Raw genomic sequence first — 22,714 nt, 5'->3', positions numbered from 1 at the left:
AAGCTGGTGTGCAAGCGAACGTGGGCATGCAGATCTGGATCGACGCCGATGCCTGCCCCGTGGTCATCAAGGAAATCTTGTACCGCGTGGCCGACCGCCTGGAGTTGCCGCTTACCCTGGTAGCCAACCAGGGCTTGCGCGTGCCACCGTCGCGTTTCATCCGTACCGTGCAAGTGCCGTCCGGCGCCGACGTGGCCGACCAGGAAATCGTGCGGCTGTTGAATCCCGGCGACCTCGTCATCACGGGCGACATCCCGCTGGCCGCCGACGTGCTCACCAAGGGCGGTTTTGCGCTGAATCCGCGTGGCGAGTTTTATACGAAAGACAATATCGCCCAGCAACTGACGATGCGCGCCTTCATGGAGGAATTGCGCAGCGGCGGCGTCGACACGGGCGGCCCGGCCGCCTTCAGCCAGTCCGACCGGCAACAGTTCGCCAACAGCCTGGACCGGCATCTGAGCAAGCATCACCGCAAGCCGGCGCCAGCGCCATAATCGGTGGACGAAAAAAAACCGGCGCAAGCCGGTTTTTTTCCGCGCCAGTTTGATCTAGCGCATGACTTTGCGTGTCCCCACGACTTCCACCGTCACGCGGCGGTTCTTGGCGCGCCCGGCTGCACTCGTGTTGTCGGCCACGGGCTGCGTTTCTCCCTTGCCTTCCGTGTAGACGCGGCTCGTTTCCACGCCTTGCGCCACAAGGTAAGCCTTGACGGCTTCGGCGCGGCGCTGCGACAGTTTCTGGTTGTAGGCGTCGGAACCGACGGCATCCGTATGGCCGACCGTGACGATCACTTCCAGGTCCATGCCGGTCAGCTGGCCGACCAACTGGTCCAGCGCCGCCTTGCCTTGCGGCTTGAGCGTCGATTGATCGAAATCAAACAGCGCTTCGGAAGCAAACGACACTTTTTCCGAGACGGGCGCCGGCTTCACCTCGGCCGCAGGAGCCGGCATGGTTTCGCTGATGGGTGGCAATGCCACCGGCACCGGCTGGTAGGCTGGCGTGGCGCTGGCCGGGCGGCCCAGTTTATACACGAGGCTGACGGAATACAGGTCCGCATCGCCGCGGTTGCCGACGGCGTCGTTCAGGCGGTAGCGCTCGACTTCGCCGCGCAGGGCCAGCGCTTCGCTGAACTTGTATTCGAGGCCCAGGCCCAGCTTGGCGTTGAGCTTGCGCTCGCTGGCATGCGTATTGGTCGAGCCCAGCAGGCGGTTGCCGCTGAATTCCGTGTTCGTCTTGGTGTAATGCATGCCGACACGGCCCAGCAGGGACAAACGCTGCGACAGCGGCAGCTGGCCCAGCAAGTCCAGGTTCACGCCGCGAAAGCCCGCTTCGCCGTTGAGTACGCCGTTGCCGCTGGTGGTCGACTTGAAGTCGAACTTGCCCAGGTCAAAGTAACCGGCTTCTACAGCGAAATACTGGTTCAGTTGCCGGCCAACAAACAATTTATAGCCGGTGTCGCGCTGGTCCTTGGTAAAACCGGTGACCGTCTCGCCGTTGGCGGCCAGGCTGGCGCGCAGGCGTGGCTCGTCGATGGTGGCGCGCGACTGGCCCACGCCCGCGCCGATGTACCAGGCGCTGTTGGCCCAGTCCGGGTTGATGAAGGTGTTGTCCTGCGCCTGTGCCGATTGTGCCGCCAGCAAGGCGCCGGCCATCACGCTCAGCGCGCCCAGTGTGTGTGCGATAGTCATGGTCATGTCCCGTTTATTTGGTGATCTGGTTGTTGCGCAGGGTAACGGCAGCAGCCGTCAGCACGCGGCCATTGAGCAGGGTCGTGTTGTCGCCCACCGTGATGGCGGCGGACTGGCCCAGGATATTGCCCTTGAAGACGCTGTTCGCGGCCAGGGTGGTCGGGCCGACGGGCAGCCAGCTGACGTTGTCGGCCGTGGCGCCATTGTTCAGGGCCACCACCGAATTGACGGTCGAATCGAGCGTCAATGCCGTGCGGAAGATGTACACGCCAGGACCGTTCAGGGTCAGGGTGCCCGTGATGCTGATGGCGCCCGCATAGCAATACACGCCGGGACCGAAGGTCTGGCCGCCCAGGTCGATGCCGCCGGCAAAGCTGACGTCGCAAGTCCGGCTATTGCCGTCCGTGATCGCCGCTTGCAAATCCGTCATGGCGCCGGCCAGGATGGCGCCCGACTTGTAATTGGTAAAACCGGCCGCCTGGGTCGGATCGGTGGTCTGCGAAGGCGCACCGACGTCGCCCGTGATCAGCGTGGTGCCGCCCGAGTTGTTGGTGATCGAAGTGCCGGCCAGCACGCCGAACGGCGCCGCGCGGCCCAGATTGATCGGGTTCAGGACGGGCGGGATGGCCACTGCCGTGACGGTCAGCAGCGCGCTGCCTGACTGGCCGCCGGCCGTGGCCGTGATGCTGCTGGTGCCGGCCGTGATGCCGGTGGCGATGCCCGTGTTCAATACCGTGGCGTTGGCGACGCTGCCCGAAGTCCAGCTGGCGCTGTTGGTGATGATGGCATTCGAGCTGTCCGAATACGTTGCCGTGGCAACGAATTGCTGCTGGGCACCGACAGCGACACTGGCGGTGGCCGGCGTGACGGCGATGCTGACGATGGTCGCGGCCGGCACGGTGACGGTGGTGCTGGCCGTCTTGCCGTTGAAGCTGGCGTTCATGACGCTGGAACCAAAGGCAACGCCGGTGACGAGGCCATTGCTGGCGACGGTGGCGAAAGCGGGCGTGGCGGCAAGGAAGCTGCTGCCGGCCGTGACGTCAGCGGTGCTGTTGTCCGAGTAGGTGGCAATGACGGCCAGCTGGCGCGTTGCGGCCACTGGCACGACGGGGCTTTGCGGCGTGACGGCGATCGACAGCAAGGTCGCCGGCGAGACGGTCAACTGGGCCGCCGCGCTCTTGCCGCCGAATGCGGCGCTGATGCTGCTGCCGCCGGCAACGATGCCGGTGCTCAAGCCCGTGGCGGCATTGACGCTCGCGCTGGCCGGCGTGGCCGACGTCCAGGCCGCCTTGGCGCTGACGTCTTGCGAAGAACCGTCGCTATACGTGGCGATGGCCGTGAATTGCTGGCCGGCGCCGATGGCGACCGTGGCCGTGGCTGGCGTGACGGCCAGGCTGGACAAGGTGGCGGCCGGCAGGCCGAGGATGGGATCGCGTCCCTGGTCGCCGCCGCCGCAACCGGCAAGGGCCGCCATGGCCAGCAAACCGGCCGGGATGAGCAGCGGGCTCAAAAATCGCTTGAAGAGATTCATATAGTTCCTTTGTGCATGGCAATCATTGCCGGGCATCCGCGGATGAGGTCATCCGGCAGAGCCATGCCGCCCTTCGCTACAGGGCGATGGCGTCACAGGCATGCACTATTTCATTTAGGAAACTTCAAGTATGTTCGGTGGCGCGCATAGGCTGCTGGCGCTTGCAGATAGGTTCAAAAGGGAGCGATTCGGCCTGAAAAACAACAGCAGGGCGGGCTTGCGGACGCAAAAAAGCCGGCGCATGGCCGGCTTCATCAGGGCAGGGCGTGCGTTGATTACTCTTCGCGCACCCACGTTTGCGAGCGGCCAAACATCGGCACGCCGACATAGCCGCGCACTTGCAGCTTGGTGCCGCCTTCAATCAGTTCGGCCTTGCTCTTGTAGACCTTGCCGCTGGCCGGGTCCGTGATTTCGCCGCCCGTCCATTCCTTGCCGTCATATTTCAGGCCGGACAGGATCACCAGGCCGATGATGGGCTGGTCCTTGTTGGCGCCCGTGCACTTGTCGCACTTGGGATTTTGCTCTTCGTTCGGGCCACGGAACAGCTTGTCGATCTTGCCTTGCAAGACGCCGTTGTTTTCCGTGATGACGACGAGGGATTTCGGCTTGCCGCTGGCGTCGTCGATGGTTTTCCACGTGCCGACAGGGGTGTAGTTGCCGTCGCGCGCGGCGGCGCTGCCGGCGATGGCCAGGGCGGCCATCATGATGCTTGCTGTGACGCTTGCTTTGAAAATTTTATGCATTGCTAGTCTCCAATGGTTTTTTTGATCGGGTCACGAACAGTTATATACCAAGGCAAGACCAGCGGTGCTGCGCGGCGTCACGGATGACGCCGCGCAATCCTTCCAAACCTGCCTTATGCGCTGGCTAGTTTAGCAAACTGTTCGCGCAGTTTTTCAATTGTCGCCGAAAAACTGAGCAAACGCTCGTTTTCTTGCGCAACGATGGCGGCAGGGGCGCGCGCGACGAAGCTTTCATTGCCCAACTTGCTGTTGACCTTGGCAATTTCCGCTTCGATGCGGGCGATTTCCTTGCCCAGGCGCTCGCGTTCGGCCGCCACGTCGATCTCCACTTTCAGCATCAGCTTGGTGGTGCCGACGATGGCGACGGCCGCAGGCGAGTCCGGCAGCGTGTCGACGATCTGCACGTCGGCCAGCTTGCCCAGCGACTGGATGTACGGCGCGTACGACGCCAGCGCGGCCTTTTCCGTCGCATTGCCCGCTTCGACGATCAGCGGCACGCGCACGGATGGCGAAATCTGCATTTCGCCGCGCAGGTTGCGCGTCGCATCCGTCAACGCTTTCAGCTGCTGCATCCACGCTTCGGCGCTTTCATCGATCTTGTCGGTGTTGGCGATCGGATACGGCTGCATCATGATGGACACGCCCTTGGGCTCACCGTCGGCCTTCGGCAGCTTGCCGGCCAGCGGCGCAACGCTTTGCCACAGCGCTTCCGTGACGAACGGGATGATCGGATGGGCCAGGCGCAGCACCACTTCCAGCACGCGCAGCAGGGTGTGGCGGGTGGCGCGCTGCTGGCCTTCCGTACCTTGCTGTACTTGCACCTTGGCTACTTCCAGGTACCAGTCGCAATACTCGTCCCACACGAATTTGTAGATCGATGCGGCGATATTGTCGAAACGGAAGTCTTCAAAGCCCTTGGCCACGTCCAGTTCCGCCTTTTGCAGCAGCGAGATAATCCACTTGTCCGCTTGCGACAGATCAACATCGTTCGCCGTGCAATCCTTGCCTTCCGTGTTCATCATGACGAAACGGGTGGCGTTCCACATCTTGTTGCAGAAGTTGCGGTAGCCTTCGCAGCGGCCCAGGTCGAAATTGATGTTGCGGCCCAGCGAGGCGTAGCTGGCCATGGTGAAGCGCACGGCGTCCGTGCCGTAGGCCGAAATGCCTTCCGGGAATTCCTTGCGCGTCGCCTTGGTGATCTTTTCCGCGTCGCGCGGATTCATCAGGCCCGTGGTGCGCTTGACGATCAAGCCTTCCAGGTCGATGCCGTCGATCAGGTCGATCGGGTCCAGGGTGTTGCCCTTCGACTTCGACATTTTTTGCCCCGTCGAATCGCGCACGAGGCCGTGCACGTAAACGGTTTCAAACGGCACCTTGCCCGTGAAGTGCGCCGTCATCATGACCATGCGCGCGACCCAGAAGAAGATGATGTCGAAACCCGTGACCAGCACGGACGAGGGCAGGAAGGCCTTCATGTCCGGAGTTTCTTCAGGCCAACCCATCGTCGAGAACGGCACCAGCGCCGACGAGAACCACGTGTCGAGCACGTCGTCGTCGCGCTTCAAGGGACCCGTGCTGCCGGCGGCCAGCGCCTTGGCTTCCGCTTCGGCTTGCGTTTTCGCAACAAAGATATTGCCCGCGTCGTCGTACCACGCCGGGATTTGATGGCCCCACCACAGCTGGCGCGAGATGCACCAGTCCTGGATGTTGTTGAGCCACTGGTTGTAGGTGGTGCTCCAGTTTTCCGGCACGAACTTGATTTCGCCGTTGGCGACCTTGTCCAGCGCCGTTTCCGCGATCGATTTACCGGGGAAGAAAGTGCCTTCCGGGGCCGGCTTGCTCATGGCGACGAACCACTGGTCGGTCAGCATCGGCTCGATGACGACGCCCGTGCGGTCGCCGCGCGGCACCATCAGTTTATGCGGCTTGACCTGTTCCAGCAAGCCTTGCGCGTCGAGGTCGGCGACGATCTGCTTGCGGGCGGCAAAGCGGTCCATGCCGCGATACGCTTCGGGTGCGTCGTCCGTGATCTTCGCGTCCAGGGTCAGGATGACGATCTGCGCCAGTTTGTGGCGCTGGCCGACGGCGTAATCGTTCATGTCGTGCGCCGGGGTAATCTTGACGCAGCCGGTGCCGAATTCCTTGTCGACGTATTCGTCGGCGATGATGGGGATTTCGCGGTCCGTCAACGGCAATTTCAGCATCTTGCCCACCAGCGCCGTGTAGCGCTCGTCCGTCGGATCGACGGCCACGGCCACGTCGCCCAGCATGGTTTCAGGACGGGTCGTCGCCACCGTCAGGAAACCGCTGCCGTCGGCCAGCGGGTATTTGATGTACCACATGGAACCGTCTTCTTCCTCGGACACCACTTCCAGGTCGGACACGGCCGTGCCCAGCACGGGGTCCCAGTTGACCAGGCGCTTGCCGCGGTAGATCAGGCCCTGCTCGAACAGGCGCACGAAGACGTCGGTGACGACTTTCGAGCGCGGCTCGTCCATCGTGAAGTATTCGCGCTGCCAGTCGGCCGAGGCGCCCAGGCGGCGCATTTGCCCGGTGATGATGGAACCGGATTTTTCTTTCCATTCCCACACTTTTTCCACGAATTTCTCGCGGCCCAGGTCATGGCGCGAAATCTTTTGCGCGTCCAGCTGGCGCTGCACGACGATTTGCGTGGCGATGCCCGCATGGTCGGTGCCCGGTATCCAGGCCGTGTTGTGGCCCAGCATGCGGTGGTAGCGGGTCAGGCCATCCATGATGGTCTGGTTGAACGCATGGCCCATGTGCAGGGTGCCGGTGACGTTCGGCGGCGGCAACTGGATGCTGAAGGAAGGTTTTCCCGCATCGAGGGTGGCGGTAAAGTAACCGCGCTGTTCCCACTCGGTGCGCCAGAATTGTTCAATGTCGGCGGGCTCGAAAGACTTGGCTAATTCCATGATTTGGCGTGTGATTGGCAAAAGGAACCATTATAAGGGGTGCATAAAGCATGCGCAGCAAATAGCGGGCCTGGATGGCCCGAAAAGCCGCGCACGATTGCGCAATATTGCCTCATTGTATTTTTTTCAAGCTATCATCTTTGCAATATTATTTAAATATTCAGGCGATCATGAAAAAATTGTGGCAATTGGCCGTGTTCGGCGCAGGATTGGCTGCCGGAGGCGCGTGCGCCGGCGTTCCGGAGGGGATGGAGGCTCTGCAGGATGGGCGCTGCAGCAAGGCCGTGGCGCAATTGCGCGGACCGGCGCAGGGTGGCAATGTGGAGGCGCAGAAAGTCCTCGGCGATATCTACGGGGGCCGGAGCGAATGCCGGGACGTGGAGCGCAGCGAGGCTGAAGCGGAGCGCTGGTATCTGCTGGCGGCCAAGGGCGGCGATCGCGCCGCGCAGGAGGCGCTGGTTTTCATGTATGCATACGCGCCGGGCCGCATGCGCAATCCATCGCGCGCGCGGCCCTGGTTGGGCGTCATGGCGGCGCAGGGTGAAGGCAAGCCCCTGCAGGATCTGGCACAAATGCATGAACGGGGCGAAGGCGGGCCGGCCGACCGGGTGCTGTCATATGCACTCAACCTGCTGGCGCAGCAAGACAAGGAGTGGAGCGGCGCGGCCGCGATGGAGAAGTCCCTGCCGGCGCAGCGTGGCAGGATGTCGCCGGACCAGGTCGATGAAGCCGTGCGCCTGGCTGCCAGCTGGAAGCGGGGCGCGCCCCTGCCGACGACGTCGCTGACGGGACAGCGCTCGCCGCAGGACTGGTACCGCCGCGCCGCCGAGGCCGGCGACATGGAAGCCGCCTACCAGCTGGGCTTGCTGTGCTGGAAAGGCACGGGCGGCCTGGATGAAAAGCAGGCCGCCCGCTGGCTGCGTAAGGCCGCCGAAAGCGGCATTGCCAAGGCCCAGCTGCTGCTGGCCGTGCTGTATGGCGAGGAGGCGGGCGTGCCGCAGGACTATGTGCTCGCTTCCATGCTGAGCCAGTTGGCGGCGGCGGGCGGCGCGGCGGAGGCCGGCGACGCCGTGGCCCGCTGGGCAAAGAAACTGAATGCGGCGCAACAGGCCGAGGCGGATCAGCTGGCGCGGGCATGGAAGGTGGGCATGCCGTTGCCGCAGGTCTCCGTGCACGGCATGGAACGCTTGATCAATTATGTGCACGAGGCACGCAACAAGCTGCCGCCGACGCCAGAGGTGACGGCGCTGTTCAAGGCTGCCAGAGAGGGCGATGAAGCGGCTTTCGGCAAGCTGCTTGCCGGCGTTGCCGAGCCGGGCAACTATGCGCTCGACAGGCTTCCCTTGCTGAACTATTTGATCTTGCCTCCATCCAGCATGTTCGAAGCCGAAGCGGCATGGCTGAAGGCGCAAACGTGGCGGGACGACGATCAGGAGCGACTGGCGCAGGCCTCGCAGCCGGCCCGCCGCCAGGCGCTGCGTGAGCGGCACGCCGCGCTGTTGCCCACCAAGCTGCGCATGATGACGCTGCTGTTGCAACGCGGCGTGCCGCTCGGCGAAGGCGATACGCTGTACCACGCCGCGCCCCTGCATCTGGCTGCCCTGTATGGCAATGCCGCGATGGTGCGCCTGTTGCTGGCGCATGGCGCCGATGTGCGGCAATACGGCGGCGAAAACCAAACGATGGCGCCGCTGGAATACGCCTTGCAGCAAGAGGATGCGGGCATCTTGCCGGAATTGATAGACGCGAATGAACGGACGGCCAGCATGATCGCCATGCTCGACGCAGGCGCGGGCCGGCCATATTTGCTGGTAGACCAGTATCTGGCAGAGAAAAAAGCCAAGAAAGGCGGGGCTGCGCAGCCAGCCGAACGGCCGCTGGCCGATTCGTTGATATGGGGGCGCTTGCTGCGCCTGACGCGCGGCACCGAAGTGCTCGATAAAATGCTGGCCACCGGCACCACGCCGAATGTTGATGAGCAGGACAAGTCGCTGTACGCCTATGCCGCCGAAGCGGGCAACGCCGGCGCGCTCGATTGGCTCAAGCAGCGCGTGCCCCGGCATGATGCAAAGGGAGAGGATCGCTGGCTCGACGCCGCGATGCGCGCCATGTACAACCATCAGCCGGCGTCCGACGACGTGCTGCGCCAGCTGGTGGTGCCCGGCATGCCATGGCAGCAAGTCGGCCCCGCCGCCGAAGTGTCTTACCAGGGACAGCAGGCGGCGCTCGATTCGCGGCGTCTGGAAAAGGAGACGCTGCTGTGGCATGCGGTGCGCAGCCAGCGGCACGACTGGGTCGCCCGCCTGGCCGCGATGGGCGCGCCTATCGTCAACGACGGTTATCGTCCGCCCTTGCTGGCGGCCGTCGAAAATAGCGACGCGGCGATGGTCAAGCTGTTGCTGAGCCTGGGCGCCGATCCGCAGGGCGGGGAATTTTCCGTGTTGAAGATGGCGCAGGAACGGGCGTCGACACCGGAAAGCAAGGCCGTGCTGGCCTTGCTGAAGGCGGCAGCCAAGGCGCGCTAGATTCCGGCAGCCGCACCGCCCTGCAAGGATCAGGGCAAGGCCGCCGGCCTGGCGCTGCCGCAGTGTTGGCCTGGACGGCATGCGCCATCTTGCGCGGCGGAATGGCCGTGTTTTGGCGGCCTGGCGAGTCGTTTTCCTGCAACAGAACGGGAATAAGGGCGCTGCCGATGCTACAATGCCGGCCTCGGCGCCTCCTGCCCCACCCTTGCGGACGGCGCCTGCAGACGCGGTTGTATAACGTTTCATATCCAGCACTCGTCCGCGTCTCAAGGCCAGCGCATCAGCGATGCCAGCCACCTTCAGAGCGTCCCCTCCGGGCCGGGCGCCTGAGCCACGCGCACCGCCAGCGGTGCACCATTCACGGCGGAATCAAAGCGGCGCCTCCATTGCACGCCGCTGCCGCCACAGCTTAGCCAGGATTTGTTGTCCGGCGCGTCGTCTTTTGATACGGCATCCCCCGCATGGCGCCTTGCCGCCTGTGGCCTTGCCGTGGCCGCCGCTTTCCTGGTGTCGCTTTTACAAGGAAATCATCATGAAAAAAATCGCCATCGTTGCCGGCCTTGCCACCACCCTGGGCGCCTTGCCTGCCGCCCACGCCCAGTCGTCCGTTGAAGTGTATGGCCTGATGGATGCGGGCCTGGTGCAGGAAGGCGGCGTCAGCAAGCTCACCAGCGGCATCTCGGCCGGTTCGCGCCTGGGCTTGCGCGGCACGGAAGCGCTGGGCAATGGCTTGCAAGCCGTGTTCACCCTGGAGGCGGGCGTCCTGAGCGACACGGGCCGCTCGGACCAGGCGGGCCAATTGTTCGGCCGCCAGGCCTTTGTCGGCCTCAATAGCCCGCTGGGCATGCTGACCGTGGGCCGCCAGTACAACCTGCAAAGCCAGGCGCTGACGGACGTGGCCGACCCCTTCGAAGGCGGCTTTGCCGGCGCGGCGACCAACCTGGCCGGCTACTCGGCCACGCGCATCGACAATACCGTGCGCTACACCTCGCCCGAGCTGCGCGGCGTCACCGCCACGGTGATGTACGGCTTTGGCGAACATACGGGTGTTGTGGCAGATCAACGTTCGCTGGGCCTGTCCCTGGGCTATGTCAACGGTCCTTTGACCCTGCGCCTGGCGCGCCAGAGCCGTGCCGGCGAGCCGGGCAAGGCCGACGCGAACAACACCATTCTGGCGGGTAACTACAACTTCGGCGTGGCCACGGCGTTTGCCGGCTATGGCCGCAACACGGGCGAGGGCAGCTCGATGTTCTTCGCGGAAAACCCATATGGCGCGGCGCAGGCGCCCACCGCGTCGAACGACAGCCGCGACGCCATCGTCGGCGTGTCCGTGCCGCTCGGCGCGACGACCTTGCTGGCCTCGTATGTGCGCAAGGATGACCGCGATGCGGCCAACCGCGACGCGCAGCAGCTGGCCATCGGCGCCACGTACGCCTTGTCCAAGCGCAGCAAGGTGTATGTTGCTTACGCGCACATCCGCAACCGCAACGATGCCGCCTACATGGTGGGCAACGCCACGGAAGTGGGCACGGGCAACCGCGCTTTCAACATCGGCTTGCGCCACGCGTTTTAAGGCCTGCTCAAACCATCGCCAGGGCAGGCAAGGTGCTGCCCTGGCGTAATAATTCCTCGAAGGCGGGTGCGGCCAGCGGACGGCTGAACAGATAGCCCTGCATCTGGTCGCAGCCGTGCTGGCGCAGGAAGGCCAGCTGCTGCGCCGTTTCCACGCCTTCGGCAATCACTTTCAGGCGCAGGCTGTGTGCCAGCGCGATGATGGCTTGCACGATGGCCGCGTCGTCGTCGCTGTGCGTGAGGTCGCTGACGAAGGATTTGTCGATTTTTAATACGTCGATGGGGAAGCGGCGCAGGTAGGCCAGGCTGGAATAGCCGGTGCCGAAGTCGTCGATCGACAGCTGCAAGCCCAGCGCCTTGAGCTTGCCCATGGTGGCGATCGCCTGTTCCACATCCTGCATCATCATGCTTTCCGTCAATTCCAGCTCCAGGAAACGCGCTTCCAGGCCCGTCACGGCCAATATCTCCCGCACCGATTGCAGCAAGCCGCTTTGCCGGAATTGCCGCGCAGACAAATTGACGGCCAGGCGCAAGCCGCCCAGTCCCTCCCGTTGCCACGCCCTTGCTTGCGCGCACGCCGTGTGCAGCACCCAGGCGCCGATGGGCACGATCAAGCCCATTTCTTCGGCCAGGTGGATGAATTCGCCGGGCGCGATGGCGCCCAGGGTGGGGTGGCGCCAGCGCAGCAGCGCTTCCATGCCGACGATCTTGCCACTGTCGAGCTCCACCTGCGGCTGGTACACGAGGTGGAACTGGCCACGCTCGAGCGCATGGCGCAACTCGCTTTCCAGGTTCAGCCGGGCCAGCATGCTGGCATTCATGGCCGGCGCGTAGCTTTGCCAGTGGTTGCGGCCTTGCTCCTTGGCCCGGTACATGGCGATGTCGGCATGCTTGATCAGGGTTTCCGCGCTGTCGCCATCGTCGGGATAGGTGGCCACGCCCATGCTGCACGTGAGAAAGAATTCATGGCCGCCCACCAGCAGCGGCTGGGCCACGGCGTCCAGCACGCGCTGCAGGATGAGCTGGCCCGGGTCGCTGTTGGCGTGTTGCGGCAGCAGCAGGACGAATTCGTCTCCGCCGAGTCGCGCCACCGTATCGACTTCGCGCGTGGCGGCGCGCAGGCGGTCGGCGATCAGTTTCAGCAGGGTATCGCCCGCGTCGTGGCCCAGGGTGTCGTTGACGAATTTAAAGCGGTCGAGGTCGATGAAGACCACCCACAGGGGCAGGGTGCTGCGGCGCGCCACGGCCATCGCCTGTTCCAGCCGCTCGCGCAGCAATAAACGGTTGGCCAGGCCCGTGAGGATATCGTGGCGCGACTGGAATTCCAGTTCCTGCTCGAAGCGCATGACGGTGCTGATGTCATATTGCGCCACGACAAAGTGACTGACGGCGCCATCGCCATCGTCGCGCACGGGCGCGACAAACAGCTCGCTCCAGTACGTGCTGCCATCCTTGCGGAAATTGCGTACGATGGCCTTGCCTTCGCGCTGTTCGTTCAAGGCCGCGCTGATGGCATGCATGTCCTGGCGCGCATGTTCCGGCCCCTGCAGGTCTTCCAGTCGCTGTCCGATGACTTCGCCGGCCGCGTACCCCGTGATGCGCTCGAAGGCGGGATTGACGTATTCGATCAGGTAGCCGGGCGCGTCGGCGCTGCACAGGATGATGGCATTGTCCGAGACTTCGATGATGCGTTCGCGCAAACGCAGCGACTTTTCATTGCGCATGCGCGCGGCGATATCCTCGGACAGGCGCAAATTGGCAAACTGCAAGGCCGCCGTGCGTTCGCCCGTGATGCGGGCAATCACGGAATTGCGCGACACCAGCTGGTACACATAGGCCGTGGCCAGCAGGCTCGATAATATTCCACCCAGCAACACGTACAGCGAGCCGCGGCGGTTCGCATCCAGGGTCAGCCCATGCGCGGGCAGCATGGCCGCACTCAGCGCATGGCCGCTGGCGTGGTATTGCAGCAGCACCCTGGCGCTTTCCGCTTCGATCTGCCGCGCCGAGACATAGCACAGCGCCGTCAGGCACAGGCCGACCGCCAGGGTGATCAGGGCCGAGGTGGAGACGGAAATGGAGATGCGCTTGAAGAATGATTGCATGATGGCGTCCGGTAAGCAGCGCCGGCACCGATCCGTGATCGGGCAGCCCTGGCAGTGATTGACTGTAGGGCGCGCAGCGATGCAGCGTCCGTTCGCTACCGAACGGACATTCATGCCAGCAAGAAATATAGTCGGTCCACCGTGCAAGCAGTGTGTTACGCTGCACACCATGGCGACCCTCGTTCGGACGCCTTTCATACACCCCCTAGCTGACGACTGGAAACCAGGAAACCTGCCCATGTCGAGTCCGCATGCCCAGCTGCACAACCCGAATCAAAACCATTTGCTCGCCGCCATGCTCGACGCCGATTTCGCGCGCCTGGCTCCCCATCTGGAGCAAGTCTCCATGCTGCTGGGCGACGTGATCTACGACTCGGGCGACAAGCTGCAGCACGTGTACTTTCCCACCACGGCCATCGTTTCCATCCATTACCTGCTGGAAAATGGCGGCTCGTCGGAAATTGCCGGCGTCGGCAACGAGGGCATCGTGGGCGTGTCGCTATTTATGGGCGGCAACTCGACGCCGAGCCGTGCCGTCGTGCAGACGGGCGGCGTCGGCTACCGGCTCAAGGCCCATCTGCTGATGGAAGAATTCGACCGCGCCGGACCCGTCATGCGCTTGCTGCTGCGCTATACGCAAGCCCTGATCACGCAAATGTCGCAGACGGCCGTATGCAACCGCCACCATACGGTGGAACAGCAATTGTGCCGCTGGCTGCTGCTGACCATGGACCGCCTGCCGAACCGCGAGCTGACCATGACGCAGGAACTGATCGCCAACATGCTGGGCGTGCGCCGCGAAGGCGTGACGGAAGCGGCGGGGCGCCTGCAGCAGCGCGGCCTCATCAGTTATCGGCGCGGCCATATCACGGTGCAGGACCGCGCCGGCCTCGAAGGCAATGTGTGCGAATGCTATGGCGTGGTGAAGAAGGAATTCGCGCGCCTGCTGTCGGACGTGCGCCAGCGCCAAGGCCGCTAGGCGCCGCATTTCCGTCTCCTTTATTGTTGTCATAGCCCAGGCTACCCATGCACTCAGTTGAAAATAACCCTAACCGCGCCCCGTCGCGCTGGCCCATGGCATTGGCGTTTTCGTTCAGCGCCATCGCCCTGCTGGCTGTCGGCGCGCTGGCCTGGCGCGCGCCGTTCGAGACGGCCTGCGTCATCGACGCACTGGTCTTCCTGCTGCTGATGCTGCTCGTGGCGCTGTACCGGCGCACCGTGGCGGCCAGCCTGCCGCGCCAGTTGCTCAAGGCGGGCGCCCTGCAGGATGCGATTTTTAACAGCGCCAATTTCTCGTGCATCGCCACCGATGCGCAGGGCGTGATCCAGATTTTCAACGTGGGCGCCGAACGCATGCTCGGCTATGCGGCCAGCGACGTGGTGGACAAGCTGACGCCGGCCGGTATTTCCGACGCGCAAGAAATCGTCGCCCGCGCGGCCGCCCTCAGCGCCGAACTCGACACGCCCATCACGCCGGGCGTGGAAGCGCTCGTGTTCAAGGCCACGCGCGGCATCGAAGACATCTATGAGCTGACCTACATCCGCAACGATGGCAGCCGTTTTCCCGCCATCGTCTCCGTGACGGCCTTGCGCGATGCGCAGAGCAAGGTCATCGGCTATCTGCTGATCGGCACCGACAACACGGTGCGCAAGCAAGTCGAGGCGGAACAGGCGCTGCTGGACCAGCGCCTGCGCGAACAGCAGGCGTATACGCGCTCGCTGGTCGAGACCAACAATGCCGAGCTGAAGAAGGCGCGCCTGGTGGCGGAAAAGGCCAACCGCGCCAAGTCCGAATTCTTGTCGAGCATGAGCCATGAATTGCGCACGCCCCTGAACGCCGTGCTGGGTTTCGCCCAGCTGATGGCGTCCGACGTGCCGCCGCCGAGCCCGCCGCAGCAGCGCTCGATCGAGCAAATCCTCAAGGGCGGCTGGTATCTCTTGCGTTTGATCAATGAAATCCTCGACCTGGCCATGATCGAATCGGGCAAGGTCACCCTGTCGCAGGAAGCGATGTCGCTGCTCGACGTGCTGCAGGATTGCCAGGCCATGATCGCGCCGCAGGCGGAAAAGCGCGGCATCCGCATGCATTTCCCCCGCTGCGGCAAGGCCTTTTATGTGCATGCGGACCGCACGCGCGTGAAACAGGTGATGATCAACCTGCTGTCGAACGCCATCAAGTACAACCAGGGCGGCGGCGCCGTCACCGTCGAATGCAGCGGGCATGGCGACAAGGTGCGCGTGAGCGTGCGCGACAGCGGCGCCGGCCTCGACGCGGCCCAGGTGGCGCAGCTGTTCCAGCCGTTTAATCGCCTGGGACAGGAAAACAGCACGGAAGAGGGCACGGGCATCGGCCTCGTCGTTACCAAGCAACTGGTCGAATTGATGGGCGGCACTATCGGCGTCGACAGCGCCGTCGGCGTGGGCACCACGTTCTGGTTCGAGCTGGCCGCCAGCAGTGCGCCGGAACTGGTGCTGGGCGACGGCGACGCGCTGCCGCAGGTGCAGGAGCCGCAGGAAAGCCTGCGCACCTTGCTCTACGTGGAAGACAATCCCGCCAACCTGGCGCTGGTCGAGCAATTGATCGCCCGCCGCAGCGACTTGAAGTTGCTGACGGCCATCGATGCGCACCTGGGCATCGACCTGGCGCGCACCTACCAGCCGGACGTGATCTTGATGGATATCAACCTGCCCGGCATCAGCGGCTATGGCGCCCTGCACATCCTGCATGATGATCCCCTCACCAGCCACATTCCCGTCATGGCCCTGTCGGCCAACGCCGTGCCGCGCGACATCGAAAAAGGCTTGCAAGCGGGCTTCTTCCGCTATCTGACCAAGCCGATCAAGGTCGTCGAATTCATGGACGCGCTCGACGTGGCCCTGCACCATGCAGCCGCGCACGGCCTGGCCGACGACACTCACGTAATACGCTAATTCAGCATTTATTTTTAGGAATACCGCCATGCTTCAAGCCACCGAGATCCTGAACGCCAGCATCCTCATCGTCGATGACCAGGAGGCCAACGTCATGCTGCTGGAACAGGTGCTGCGCAATGCCGGCTATACGCGCATCACGTCCACCATGGACCCGCAAGCCGTGCGCGCGCTGCACCAGCAGCACCGCTACGACCTGATCCTGCTCGACTTGCAGATGCCGGAAATGGATGGTTTCGAAGTCATGGAAGGCTTGCGCGACCTCGAGGCGGGCAGCTACCTGCCCGTGCTGGTGATTACGGCCCAGCCCGGCCACAAGCTGCGCGCCCTGCAGGCGGGCGCCAAGGATTTCGTCAGCAAGCCCTTCGACCTGGTGGAAGTCAAGACGCGCATCCACAACATGCTGGAAGTGCGCTTGCTGTACCAGAAGCTGGCCGAATACAACAAGTCGCTGGAACAGATGGTGGAAGACCGCACGGCGGAATTGCGCGAAAGCGAAGCGCGCTTCCAGCGCTTCACGGAACTGTCGTCCGACTGGTACTGGGAGCAGGATGCGCAGGGCAATTTGACGCGCTTTTCCGGCCCCGTGGCCGAGATGCTGGGCATAGGCAGCGAAGAAGAGCCGCAGCGCTGGAACGCCGCCGAGCGCGCCTTGCTCGACGCCAAGATCGCCGCGCGCGAACCGTTTCTCGATTTCATCTACAGCCGCGCCAACCTGGACGGCAGCACGCAGTATTTGCAGGTCAGCGGCGAACCGATGTTCGACAATGGCAGCCGCTTCATCGGCTACCGCGGCATCGGCCTCGATGTCACGGAGCGCCATCGCAGCGCCTGATTTATACTTGGTGCCATCGATACAGACCAGGAAAAATCATGACTGACAAATCTCCCTCCTACTGGTTCCCCGCCAAGACCTATGGCTGGGGCTGGGGCTTGCCCATCACCTGGCAGGGCTGGCTGGTGTTCCTGGCCGCGCTGGCGCTGTTCGCCTGCGGCGCCTTCCTGTTCCCGCCGCAAACCATGCTGGTCGCTTACATCGTGTATGAAGCGGCCATTGTGGCCGTGCTCATTTTCATCTGCCAGCGCAAGGGCGAACCGACCAGCTGGCGCTGGGGCAAGAAGAAATAAGCGTGACGGCATCTGCTGCATTGCAGCAGATGCGCAAACACGACACCGGCAAGAAATCATCTGGCCACGCGGCGCGAACCGCGTATAATTGGCTCGCTGCCGCAAGGCGGCAAACGCTAGGGGTCCTGCCTTTCGCTGTGGAAACACAGTGCAAGCGCGGGTGAGAAATACCCTCCGAACCTGATCTGGATAATGCCAGCGAAGGGAAGCTTTAGGATGAACGCACCCCGCTTTTCCGCGTGCGTAATTCCGAACCTCCTTAGCTGGCTCCAGGCTTAAAAATAGTCTAGCCAAGGAGCCAAAATGAACGCCAACCCGAAATTCCTCTCCGCCACCGCCACGGTCGACGAAGCTGCCATCGCGCCGCTGCCCAATTCGCGCAAGATCTACGTCGAAGGCAGCCGTCCCGACATCCGCGTGCCCATGCGCGAAATCAGCCAGTCCGACACGGAAGCGTCGTTCGGCGGCGAAAAGAATCCGCCGATCTACGTCTACGATACCTCCGGCCCTTACACGGACCCGGACGTGCAGATCGACATCCGCTCGGGCCTCGATACGCCGCGCCTGCCATGGATCATGGAGCGGGCCGATACGGAAGAGTTGCCCGGCCCCACCTCCGACTACGGCATCGCCCGCCTGGCGGACCCGAAGCTGGCCGAGCTGCGTTTCAACCTGCACCGCAAGCCGCGCCGCGCCATTGCCGGCAAGAATGTTACACAGATGCATTACGCGCGCCAGGGCATCATCACGCCGGAAATGGAATTCGTCGCCATCCGCGAAAACATGCGCCGCCAGGAATATCTGCGTGAACTGAAAGCTTCCGGCCCCATGGGCGAGCGCCTGGCGGACCTGATGGGCCGCCAGCACCCGGGCCAGTCGTTCGGCGCCAGCATCCCGGCCGAAATCACGCCGGAATTCGTGCGCGAGGAAATCGCCCGCGGCCGCGCCATCATTCCCGCCAACATCAACCACCCGGAAGTCGAACCGATGATCATCGGCCGCAATTTCCTCGTGAAAATCAACGCGAATATCGGCAACTCGGCCGTCACCTCGTCGATCGGCGAGGAAGTGGAAAAGATGACCTGGGCCATCCGCTGGGGCGGCGATAACGTGATGGACTTGTCCACCGGCAAACATATTCATGAAACGCGCGAATGGATCGTGCGCAACAGCCCCGTGCCCATCGGCACCGTGCCCATTTACCAGGCGCTGGAAAAGGTCAACGGCAAGGCCGAGGATCTGACGTGGGAAATCTTCCGCGACACTTTGATCGAGCAGGCCGAGCAGGGCGTCGATTACTTCACCATCCACGCGGGCGTGCTGCTGCGCTATGTGCCGATGACGGCCAAGCGGCTGACGGGTATCGTCTCGCGCGGCGGCTCCATCATGGCGAAATGGTGTTTGGCGCACCACCAGGAATCGTTCCTGTACACGCATTTCGAAGAAATCTGCGAAATCATGAAGGCCTACGACGTGTCGTTCTCGCTGGGCGACGGCTTGCGCCCCGGCTCCATCTACGACGCCAATGACGAAGCGCAGCTGGGCGAACTGAAGACCCTGGGCGAGCTGACGCAGGTTGCCTGGAAGCACGATGTACAGGTAATGATCGAAGGCCCGGGCCACGTACCCATGCAACTCATTAAAGAAAACATGGACTTGCAGCTGGAACAGTGCGGCGAAGCGCCGTTCTACACCCTGGGACCGTTGACCACCGACATCGCGCCCGGCTACGACCACATCACTTCGGGCATCGGCGCGGCCATGATCGGCTGGTACGGCACGGCCATGCTGTGCTACGTGACGCCGAAGGAACACCTGGGCTTGCCCAACAAGGCAGACGTCAAGGACGGCATCATCACCTACAAGATCGCGGCGCACGCGGCCGACCTGGCGAAAGGCCATCCGGGCGCGCAAATCCGCGACAACGCCCTGTCGAAAGCCCGCTTCGAATTCCGCTGGGACGACCAGTTCAACATCGGCCTGGACCCGGACAAGGCGCGCGAATTCCACGATGAAACCTTGCCCAAGGATTCGGCCAAGGTGGCGCATTTCTGCTCCATGTGCGGCCCCCATTTCTGTTCGATGAAGATCACGCAGGAAGTGCGCGAATATGCGGCCGGCATGGGCATCGCGGAAGACAAGGCGCTCAAGCAGGGCATGGAAATCAAGGCCATCGAATTCATCAAGAACGGCGCCGAGCTGTACCGCAAGGTCTGAAGGAGAGCGTGATGCCTGCATTGATATCCATCACGCTCAACGGCGCACCGCACCAGGTGCCGCCGGGGCAAACCCTCGATCAACTGATTGCCGCGCTGTCGCTGGAAAACCAGGCGCTGGCGCTGGCCGTCAACCGCAACGTCGTGCCGCGCAAGGCGTGGCCGGGACAGGTCTTGCAAACGCAAGATCAAGTGGAAATTGTACGCGCCATCGGCGGCGGCTGAGTTGAGAATAGACAAGGAAAAGCACATGAATACCGCAACAAATAATGACCTGCTGACCATCGCAGGCAAGCAGTACCAGTCGCGCTTGCTGGTGGGCAGCGGCAAGTACAAGGATTTGCCGCAGACGCGCGAAGCGACGGATGCGGCCGAGGCGCAGATCATCACGGTGGCGATCCGCAGGGTCAACATTGGCCAGGACCCGAATGCGCCCAGCCTGCTCGACTTCGTGCCGCCGGACCAGTACACGATACTCCCGAACACGGCCGGCTGCTACAACGCGAAAGATGCCGTCTACACCCTGCAGCTGGCGCGCGAGCTGCTGGGCGGGCGCAATCTGGTGAAACTGGAAGTGCTGGGCGATGAAAAGACCCTGTTTCCGCACATGCCGGAAACGTTAATTGCGGCCGAAGCGCTGGTCAAGGATGGCTTTGACGTGATGGTCTACTGCAGCGACGACCCCATCCAGGCGAAAATCCTGGAAGACATCGGCTGCGTGGCCGTCATGCCGCTGGCCTCGCTGATCGGCTCGGGCATGGGCATCCTGAATCCGTGGAATTTGTCGCTGATCATCGACCAGGCAAAAGTGCCCGTGCTCGTCGACGCGGGCGTGGGCACGGCGTCGGATGCGGCCATTGCAATGGAGCTCGGTTGCGATGGCGTGCTGATGAATACGGCCATCGCCGGCGCGCGCGACCCCGTGCGCATGGCGCGTGCCATGAAACTGGCCGTGCGGGCCGGGCGCGAAGCGTTTCTGGCGGGGCGTATGCCGCGCAAATTTGCCGCTTCCCCATCGTCGCCGATGGCGGGCCGCCTGGCGTGATGGTGCCAACGTTGCCGACGGTGCTGGTGTTTGCCGGCGTCGATCCTTCGGGCGGCGCCGGCATCGCCGCCGATATTGTCGCCATTGCGGCGCAGGGCGCGCATGCGCTGCCCGTCGTGACGGCGTTGACGGTGCAGGACAATGACCGCGTGTTTGCTGTCGAGCCTGTGGCGCCGGAATTGCTGCGCCGCCAGGCGCAGGCGCTGATCGACAAGATGGCGATTCATGCCGTGAAAATCGGCATTCCCGGCAGCGCCGCGAACGCGGCCGTCATCGTGCAACTGATCGCGCAACTGCGCCAAACCCGGCCGGACTTGCCCGTGGTGCTCGATCCCGTGCTGGCTAGCGGCCATGGCGACGTGCTCAGCCGGGACGACGCCGTGCTGGCGCTGGCGCCCTTGCTGCCGGTGACGACCGTGATGGTGCCGAACGGGCCGGAAGCGGCGGCCCTCGGTGGAGCAGACAACCTGCTTGCGCAAGGCTGCCGGCACGTGCTGGTGACGGGCGGCCATGGCGAAGGCGCGACGGTCGTCAACCGCTGGTTTGACGCCGGTGGCGGCGAGCGCGAGTGGCGCTGGCCCCGGCTGCCCGGCGAGTTTCACGGCAGCGGCTGCACCCTGGCCTCGGCCATTGCGGCGCAACTGGCGCTGGGGCAGGCGCTGCCGGAAGCGCTTGACCGGGCGCAAGCCTATTGCCATGCGGCCCTGGCCGGCGCGTATGCGATTGCGCCAGGTCAACTCATGCCGCAACGATTCTTTACATAAGGAAAACATCATGCGTGGACTGTATCTGGTCACCCCGAACTGGGATGACACCGACCGCCTGCTCGATATCACGGAACAGGCTTTGCACGGCGGCGTGGCCCTGCTGCAATACCGTCACAAGAGCGCCGAGGCGGAGCAGCGGCGCGAACAGGCGGGTGCCTTGCTGGCCCTGGCCCGCAAGTATGGCGTGCCCTTCATCATCAACGATTTTCTTGAGCTGTGCGAAGAGCTCGACGCGGATGGCGTGCACGTGGGCGGCACGGACGCGTCCGTGGCGCAGGTGCGCGCGCGGCTGGGCAAGGACAAGATCGTCGGCGCTTCCTGCTATGGCGACATGGCACTGGCAAGGACGGCCGAGGCCGGCGGCGCCAGCTATGTGGCTTTCGGCGGATTTTATCCCTCGCTGGTGAAAAAGTATCCGGTGACCACGCCACTCGATATCGTGCTGCAAGCCAAACGCGAGATCGTTTTGCCCTGCGTGGTGATCGGCGGCATGACGCCGGAGAACGCGGCGCCGCTGGTGGCGCGCGGCGCCGACATGGTGGCGGCCATCAGCAGCGTATTTAACAATGGATACGAGGCAGATGATGTGGATGTTGCAGTGCAGCAATTCAATCAATTATTTGCGGCGTGAGCATGGGAGTGTGGGGCTGATTTGGGGCAATAATCGGCATATAATAAGAGCATCATTCATTACCGAGGTCCCCCACCCATGAGTCAGCCAGCCGCCGCGAAACGCCTTATCCTGATCGTTGACGATGACCAGCTGCTGTTGGAATTCCTCGGCGAAGTCCTGCGCCATGCCGGCTACGAGACGGCCCTGGCCCATTCGGCCGAAGTGGCGCTGCAGCTGATCGCCCAGCGCGAGCCGGACCTGGCCTTGCTCGACATCCACATGCCGGGCATGTCCGGCCTGGAATTGGCCAAGCGCCTGCATGGCGAGACGGGCGTGCCCTTCATGTTCCTGTCCGGCAGCGGCGACAGCGAATCGGGCAAGCAGGCGGCCGCCTACGGCGCCGTCGGCTACGTGGTAAAACCCGTCGACGAAGGCCGTTTGATGCCCGCCTTCGAAGCGGGCCTGGCGCGTGCCGACGAGATCCGCCAGCTGCGGCGTACCGAGCTGAACCTGAACGCGGCCCTGGCCGCGGGACGTGAAACGAGCCTGGCCGTGGGCTTGCTGATGGGCAAATTCCAGACGGACCGCAACACGGCGTTCGAAGTGCTGCGCGACCACGCCCGCTCCAGCCGCCGCAAGATCAATGAAATCGCCAGCCAGCTGCTGCTGGCCGAGGAAACCCTGAACGGCCTGCACGGTGCATTTTTGAACCGGGCAAAGAAGAACGTCTGAGAAAATCTACTGCGCGGTGCGATTTGCGGCCGGCGATGCTCACTGTGCATGCGCACAGCTGCGCTTCTCGGCCACAACTCACATCCGCTCGCTACGATTTTGTCAGACGTCGTGGCGTTCCGAACGGGCGTGCACTCGTCATCGGCGAATTGTCTTGCTATCATGGTTAATGCTGGCGCGCTGTA

The 22,714-nt window shown here is 63.5% G+C and carries 18 protein-coding genes and 1 riboswitch; of the genes, 13 read left to right on the top strand and 5 right to left on the bottom strand.

Annotated features, from left to right (window positions below; translation table 11 throughout):
* The first annotated feature begins 26 nt into the window (after window positions 1-26).
* Window positions 27-494, top strand: a complete 468-nt coding sequence (locus IGS61_RS22005; protein ID WP_035828617.1) for a YaiI/YqxD family protein — start codon at window positions 27-29, stop codon at window positions 492-494.
* Window positions 495-548: 54 nt separating this feature from the next.
* Here the strand turns inward: IGS61_RS22005 and IGS61_RS22000 are convergent, their stop codons facing one another.
* The 4 genes from IGS61_RS22000 to IGS61_RS21985 form a co-directional block, all read right to left on the bottom strand.
* Window positions 549-1,688, bottom strand: a complete 1,140-nt coding sequence (locus IGS61_RS22000; RefSeq protein WP_230541572.1) for an OmpA family protein — start codon at window positions 1,686-1,688, stop codon at window positions 549-551.
* 13 nt (window positions 1,689-1,701) lie between these two features.
* Window positions 1,702-3,219, bottom strand: coding sequence for an ice-binding family protein (locus IGS61_RS21995; RefSeq protein ID WP_230541571.1), 1,518 nt, complete (start codon window positions 3,217-3,219; stop codon window positions 1,702-1,704).
* A 275-nt stretch (window positions 3,220-3,494) separates the two neighbouring features.
* Window positions 3,495-3,962, bottom strand: coding sequence for a DUF2147 domain-containing protein (locus IGS61_RS21990; protein ID WP_230541570.1), 468 nt, complete (start codon window positions 3,960-3,962; stop codon window positions 3,495-3,497).
* Window positions 3,963-4,075: 113 nt separating this feature from the next.
* Window positions 4,076-6,895, bottom strand: a complete 2,820-nt coding sequence (locus IGS61_RS21985; RefSeq protein WP_230541569.1) for a valine--tRNA ligase — start codon at window positions 6,893-6,895, stop codon at window positions 4,076-4,078.
* Between the two features lie 248 nt (window positions 6,896-7,143).
* Between IGS61_RS21985 and IGS61_RS21980 the strand changes: the two genes are divergently transcribed.
* Window positions 7,144-9,420 (top strand): ankyrin repeat domain-containing protein, encoded by a 2,277-nt coding sequence (locus tag IGS61_RS21980; RefSeq protein WP_230541568.1) that lies wholly within the window; start codon window positions 7,144-7,146, stop codon window positions 9,418-9,420.
* 532 nt (window positions 9,421-9,952) lie between these two features.
* On the top strand, window positions 9,953-10,993 hold the full coding sequence (locus IGS61_RS21975; protein ID WP_230541567.1) for a porin: 1,041 nt from the start codon (window positions 9,953-9,955) through the stop codon (window positions 10,991-10,993).
* A 7-nt stretch (window positions 10,994-11,000) separates the two neighbouring features.
* Here IGS61_RS21975 and IGS61_RS21970 read toward each other — a convergent pair whose 3' ends face one another.
* The gene (locus tag IGS61_RS21970; RefSeq protein ID WP_230541566.1) at window positions 11,001-13,097 is read right to left on the bottom strand and encodes a putative bifunctional diguanylate cyclase/phosphodiesterase; all 2,097 of its coding nucleotides are present in this window, start codon (window positions 13,095-13,097) and stop codon (window positions 11,001-11,003) included.
* A 238-nt stretch (window positions 13,098-13,335) separates the two neighbouring features.
* On the opposite strand from IGS61_RS21970, the gene IGS61_RS21965 reads away from it, so the two are divergent.
* The 10 genes from IGS61_RS21965 (at window position 13,336) to IGS61_RS21920 (ending at window position 22,529) form a co-directional block, all read left to right on the top strand.
* The gene (locus tag IGS61_RS21965; protein WP_076568319.1) at window positions 13,336-14,076 is read left to right on the top strand and encodes a Crp/Fnr family transcriptional regulator; all 741 of its coding nucleotides are present in this window, start codon (window positions 13,336-13,338) and stop codon (window positions 14,074-14,076) included.
* Between the two features lie 47 nt (window positions 14,077-14,123).
* A complete protein-coding gene (locus IGS61_RS21960; protein WP_230541565.1) occupies window positions 14,124-16,028 on the top strand; it encodes a hybrid sensor histidine kinase/response regulator in 1,905 nt (634 codons plus the stop codon).
* Between the two features lie 28 nt (window positions 16,029-16,056).
* A complete protein-coding gene (locus IGS61_RS21955; protein WP_230541564.1) occupies window positions 16,057-16,863 on the top strand; it encodes a response regulator in 807 nt (268 codons plus the stop codon).
* A gap of 38 nt (window positions 16,864-16,901) precedes the next feature.
* Window positions 16,902-17,156, top strand: a complete 255-nt coding sequence (locus tag IGS61_RS21950; RefSeq protein WP_230541563.1) for a hypothetical protein — start codon at window positions 16,902-16,904, stop codon at window positions 17,154-17,156.
* Window positions 17,157-17,264: 108 nt separating this feature from the next.
* Window positions 17,265-17,380: riboswitch (TPP riboswitch) on the top strand.
* A gap of 79 nt (window positions 17,381-17,459) precedes the next feature.
* The gene (gene thiC / locus IGS61_RS21945; RefSeq protein WP_230518322.1) at window positions 17,460-19,373 is read left to right on the top strand and encodes a phosphomethylpyrimidine synthase ThiC; all 1,914 of its coding nucleotides are present in this window, start codon (window positions 17,460-17,462) and stop codon (window positions 19,371-19,373) included.
* A gap of 20 nt (window positions 19,374-19,393) precedes the next feature.
* Entirely contained in the window at window positions 19,394-19,597 is a 204-nt protein-coding gene (gene thiS / locus IGS61_RS21940) for a sulfur carrier protein ThiS (RefSeq protein WP_070222852.1), read from the top strand.
* Window positions 19,598-19,622: 25 nt separating this feature from the next.
* On the top strand, window positions 19,623-20,417 hold the full coding sequence (locus IGS61_RS21935) for a thiazole synthase (protein WP_077399597.1): 795 nt from the start codon (window positions 19,623-19,625) through the stop codon (window positions 20,415-20,417).
* Window positions 20,417-21,181, top strand: a complete 765-nt coding sequence (thiD, locus tag IGS61_RS21930; protein ID WP_230541647.1) for a bifunctional hydroxymethylpyrimidine kinase/phosphomethylpyrimidine kinase — start codon at window positions 20,417-20,419, stop codon at window positions 21,179-21,181. The genes IGS61_RS21935 and thiD overlap by 1 nt, the downstream gene beginning before the upstream one ends.
* Window positions 21,182-21,191: 10 nt before the next feature.
* Window positions 21,192-21,815, top strand: a complete 624-nt coding sequence (gene thiE / locus IGS61_RS21925; RefSeq protein WP_230541562.1) for a thiamine phosphate synthase — start codon at window positions 21,192-21,194, stop codon at window positions 21,813-21,815.
* 78 nt (window positions 21,816-21,893) lie between these two features.
* Window positions 21,894-22,529 (top strand): ANTAR domain-containing response regulator, encoded by a 636-nt coding sequence (locus tag IGS61_RS21920; RefSeq protein ID WP_070290035.1) that lies wholly within the window; start codon window positions 21,894-21,896, stop codon window positions 22,527-22,529.
* Window positions 22,530-22,714: the final 185 nt, after the last annotated feature.

It is taken from the genome of Janthinobacterium sp. FW305-129 (assembly GCF_020858115.1).
Lineage (GTDB): Bacteria > Pseudomonadota > Gammaproteobacteria > Burkholderiales > Burkholderiaceae_D > Janthinobacterium.
The sequence above is the reverse complement of the archived record's forward strand: the minus strand, read 5'-3'. Positions and strand labels throughout refer to the sequence as shown.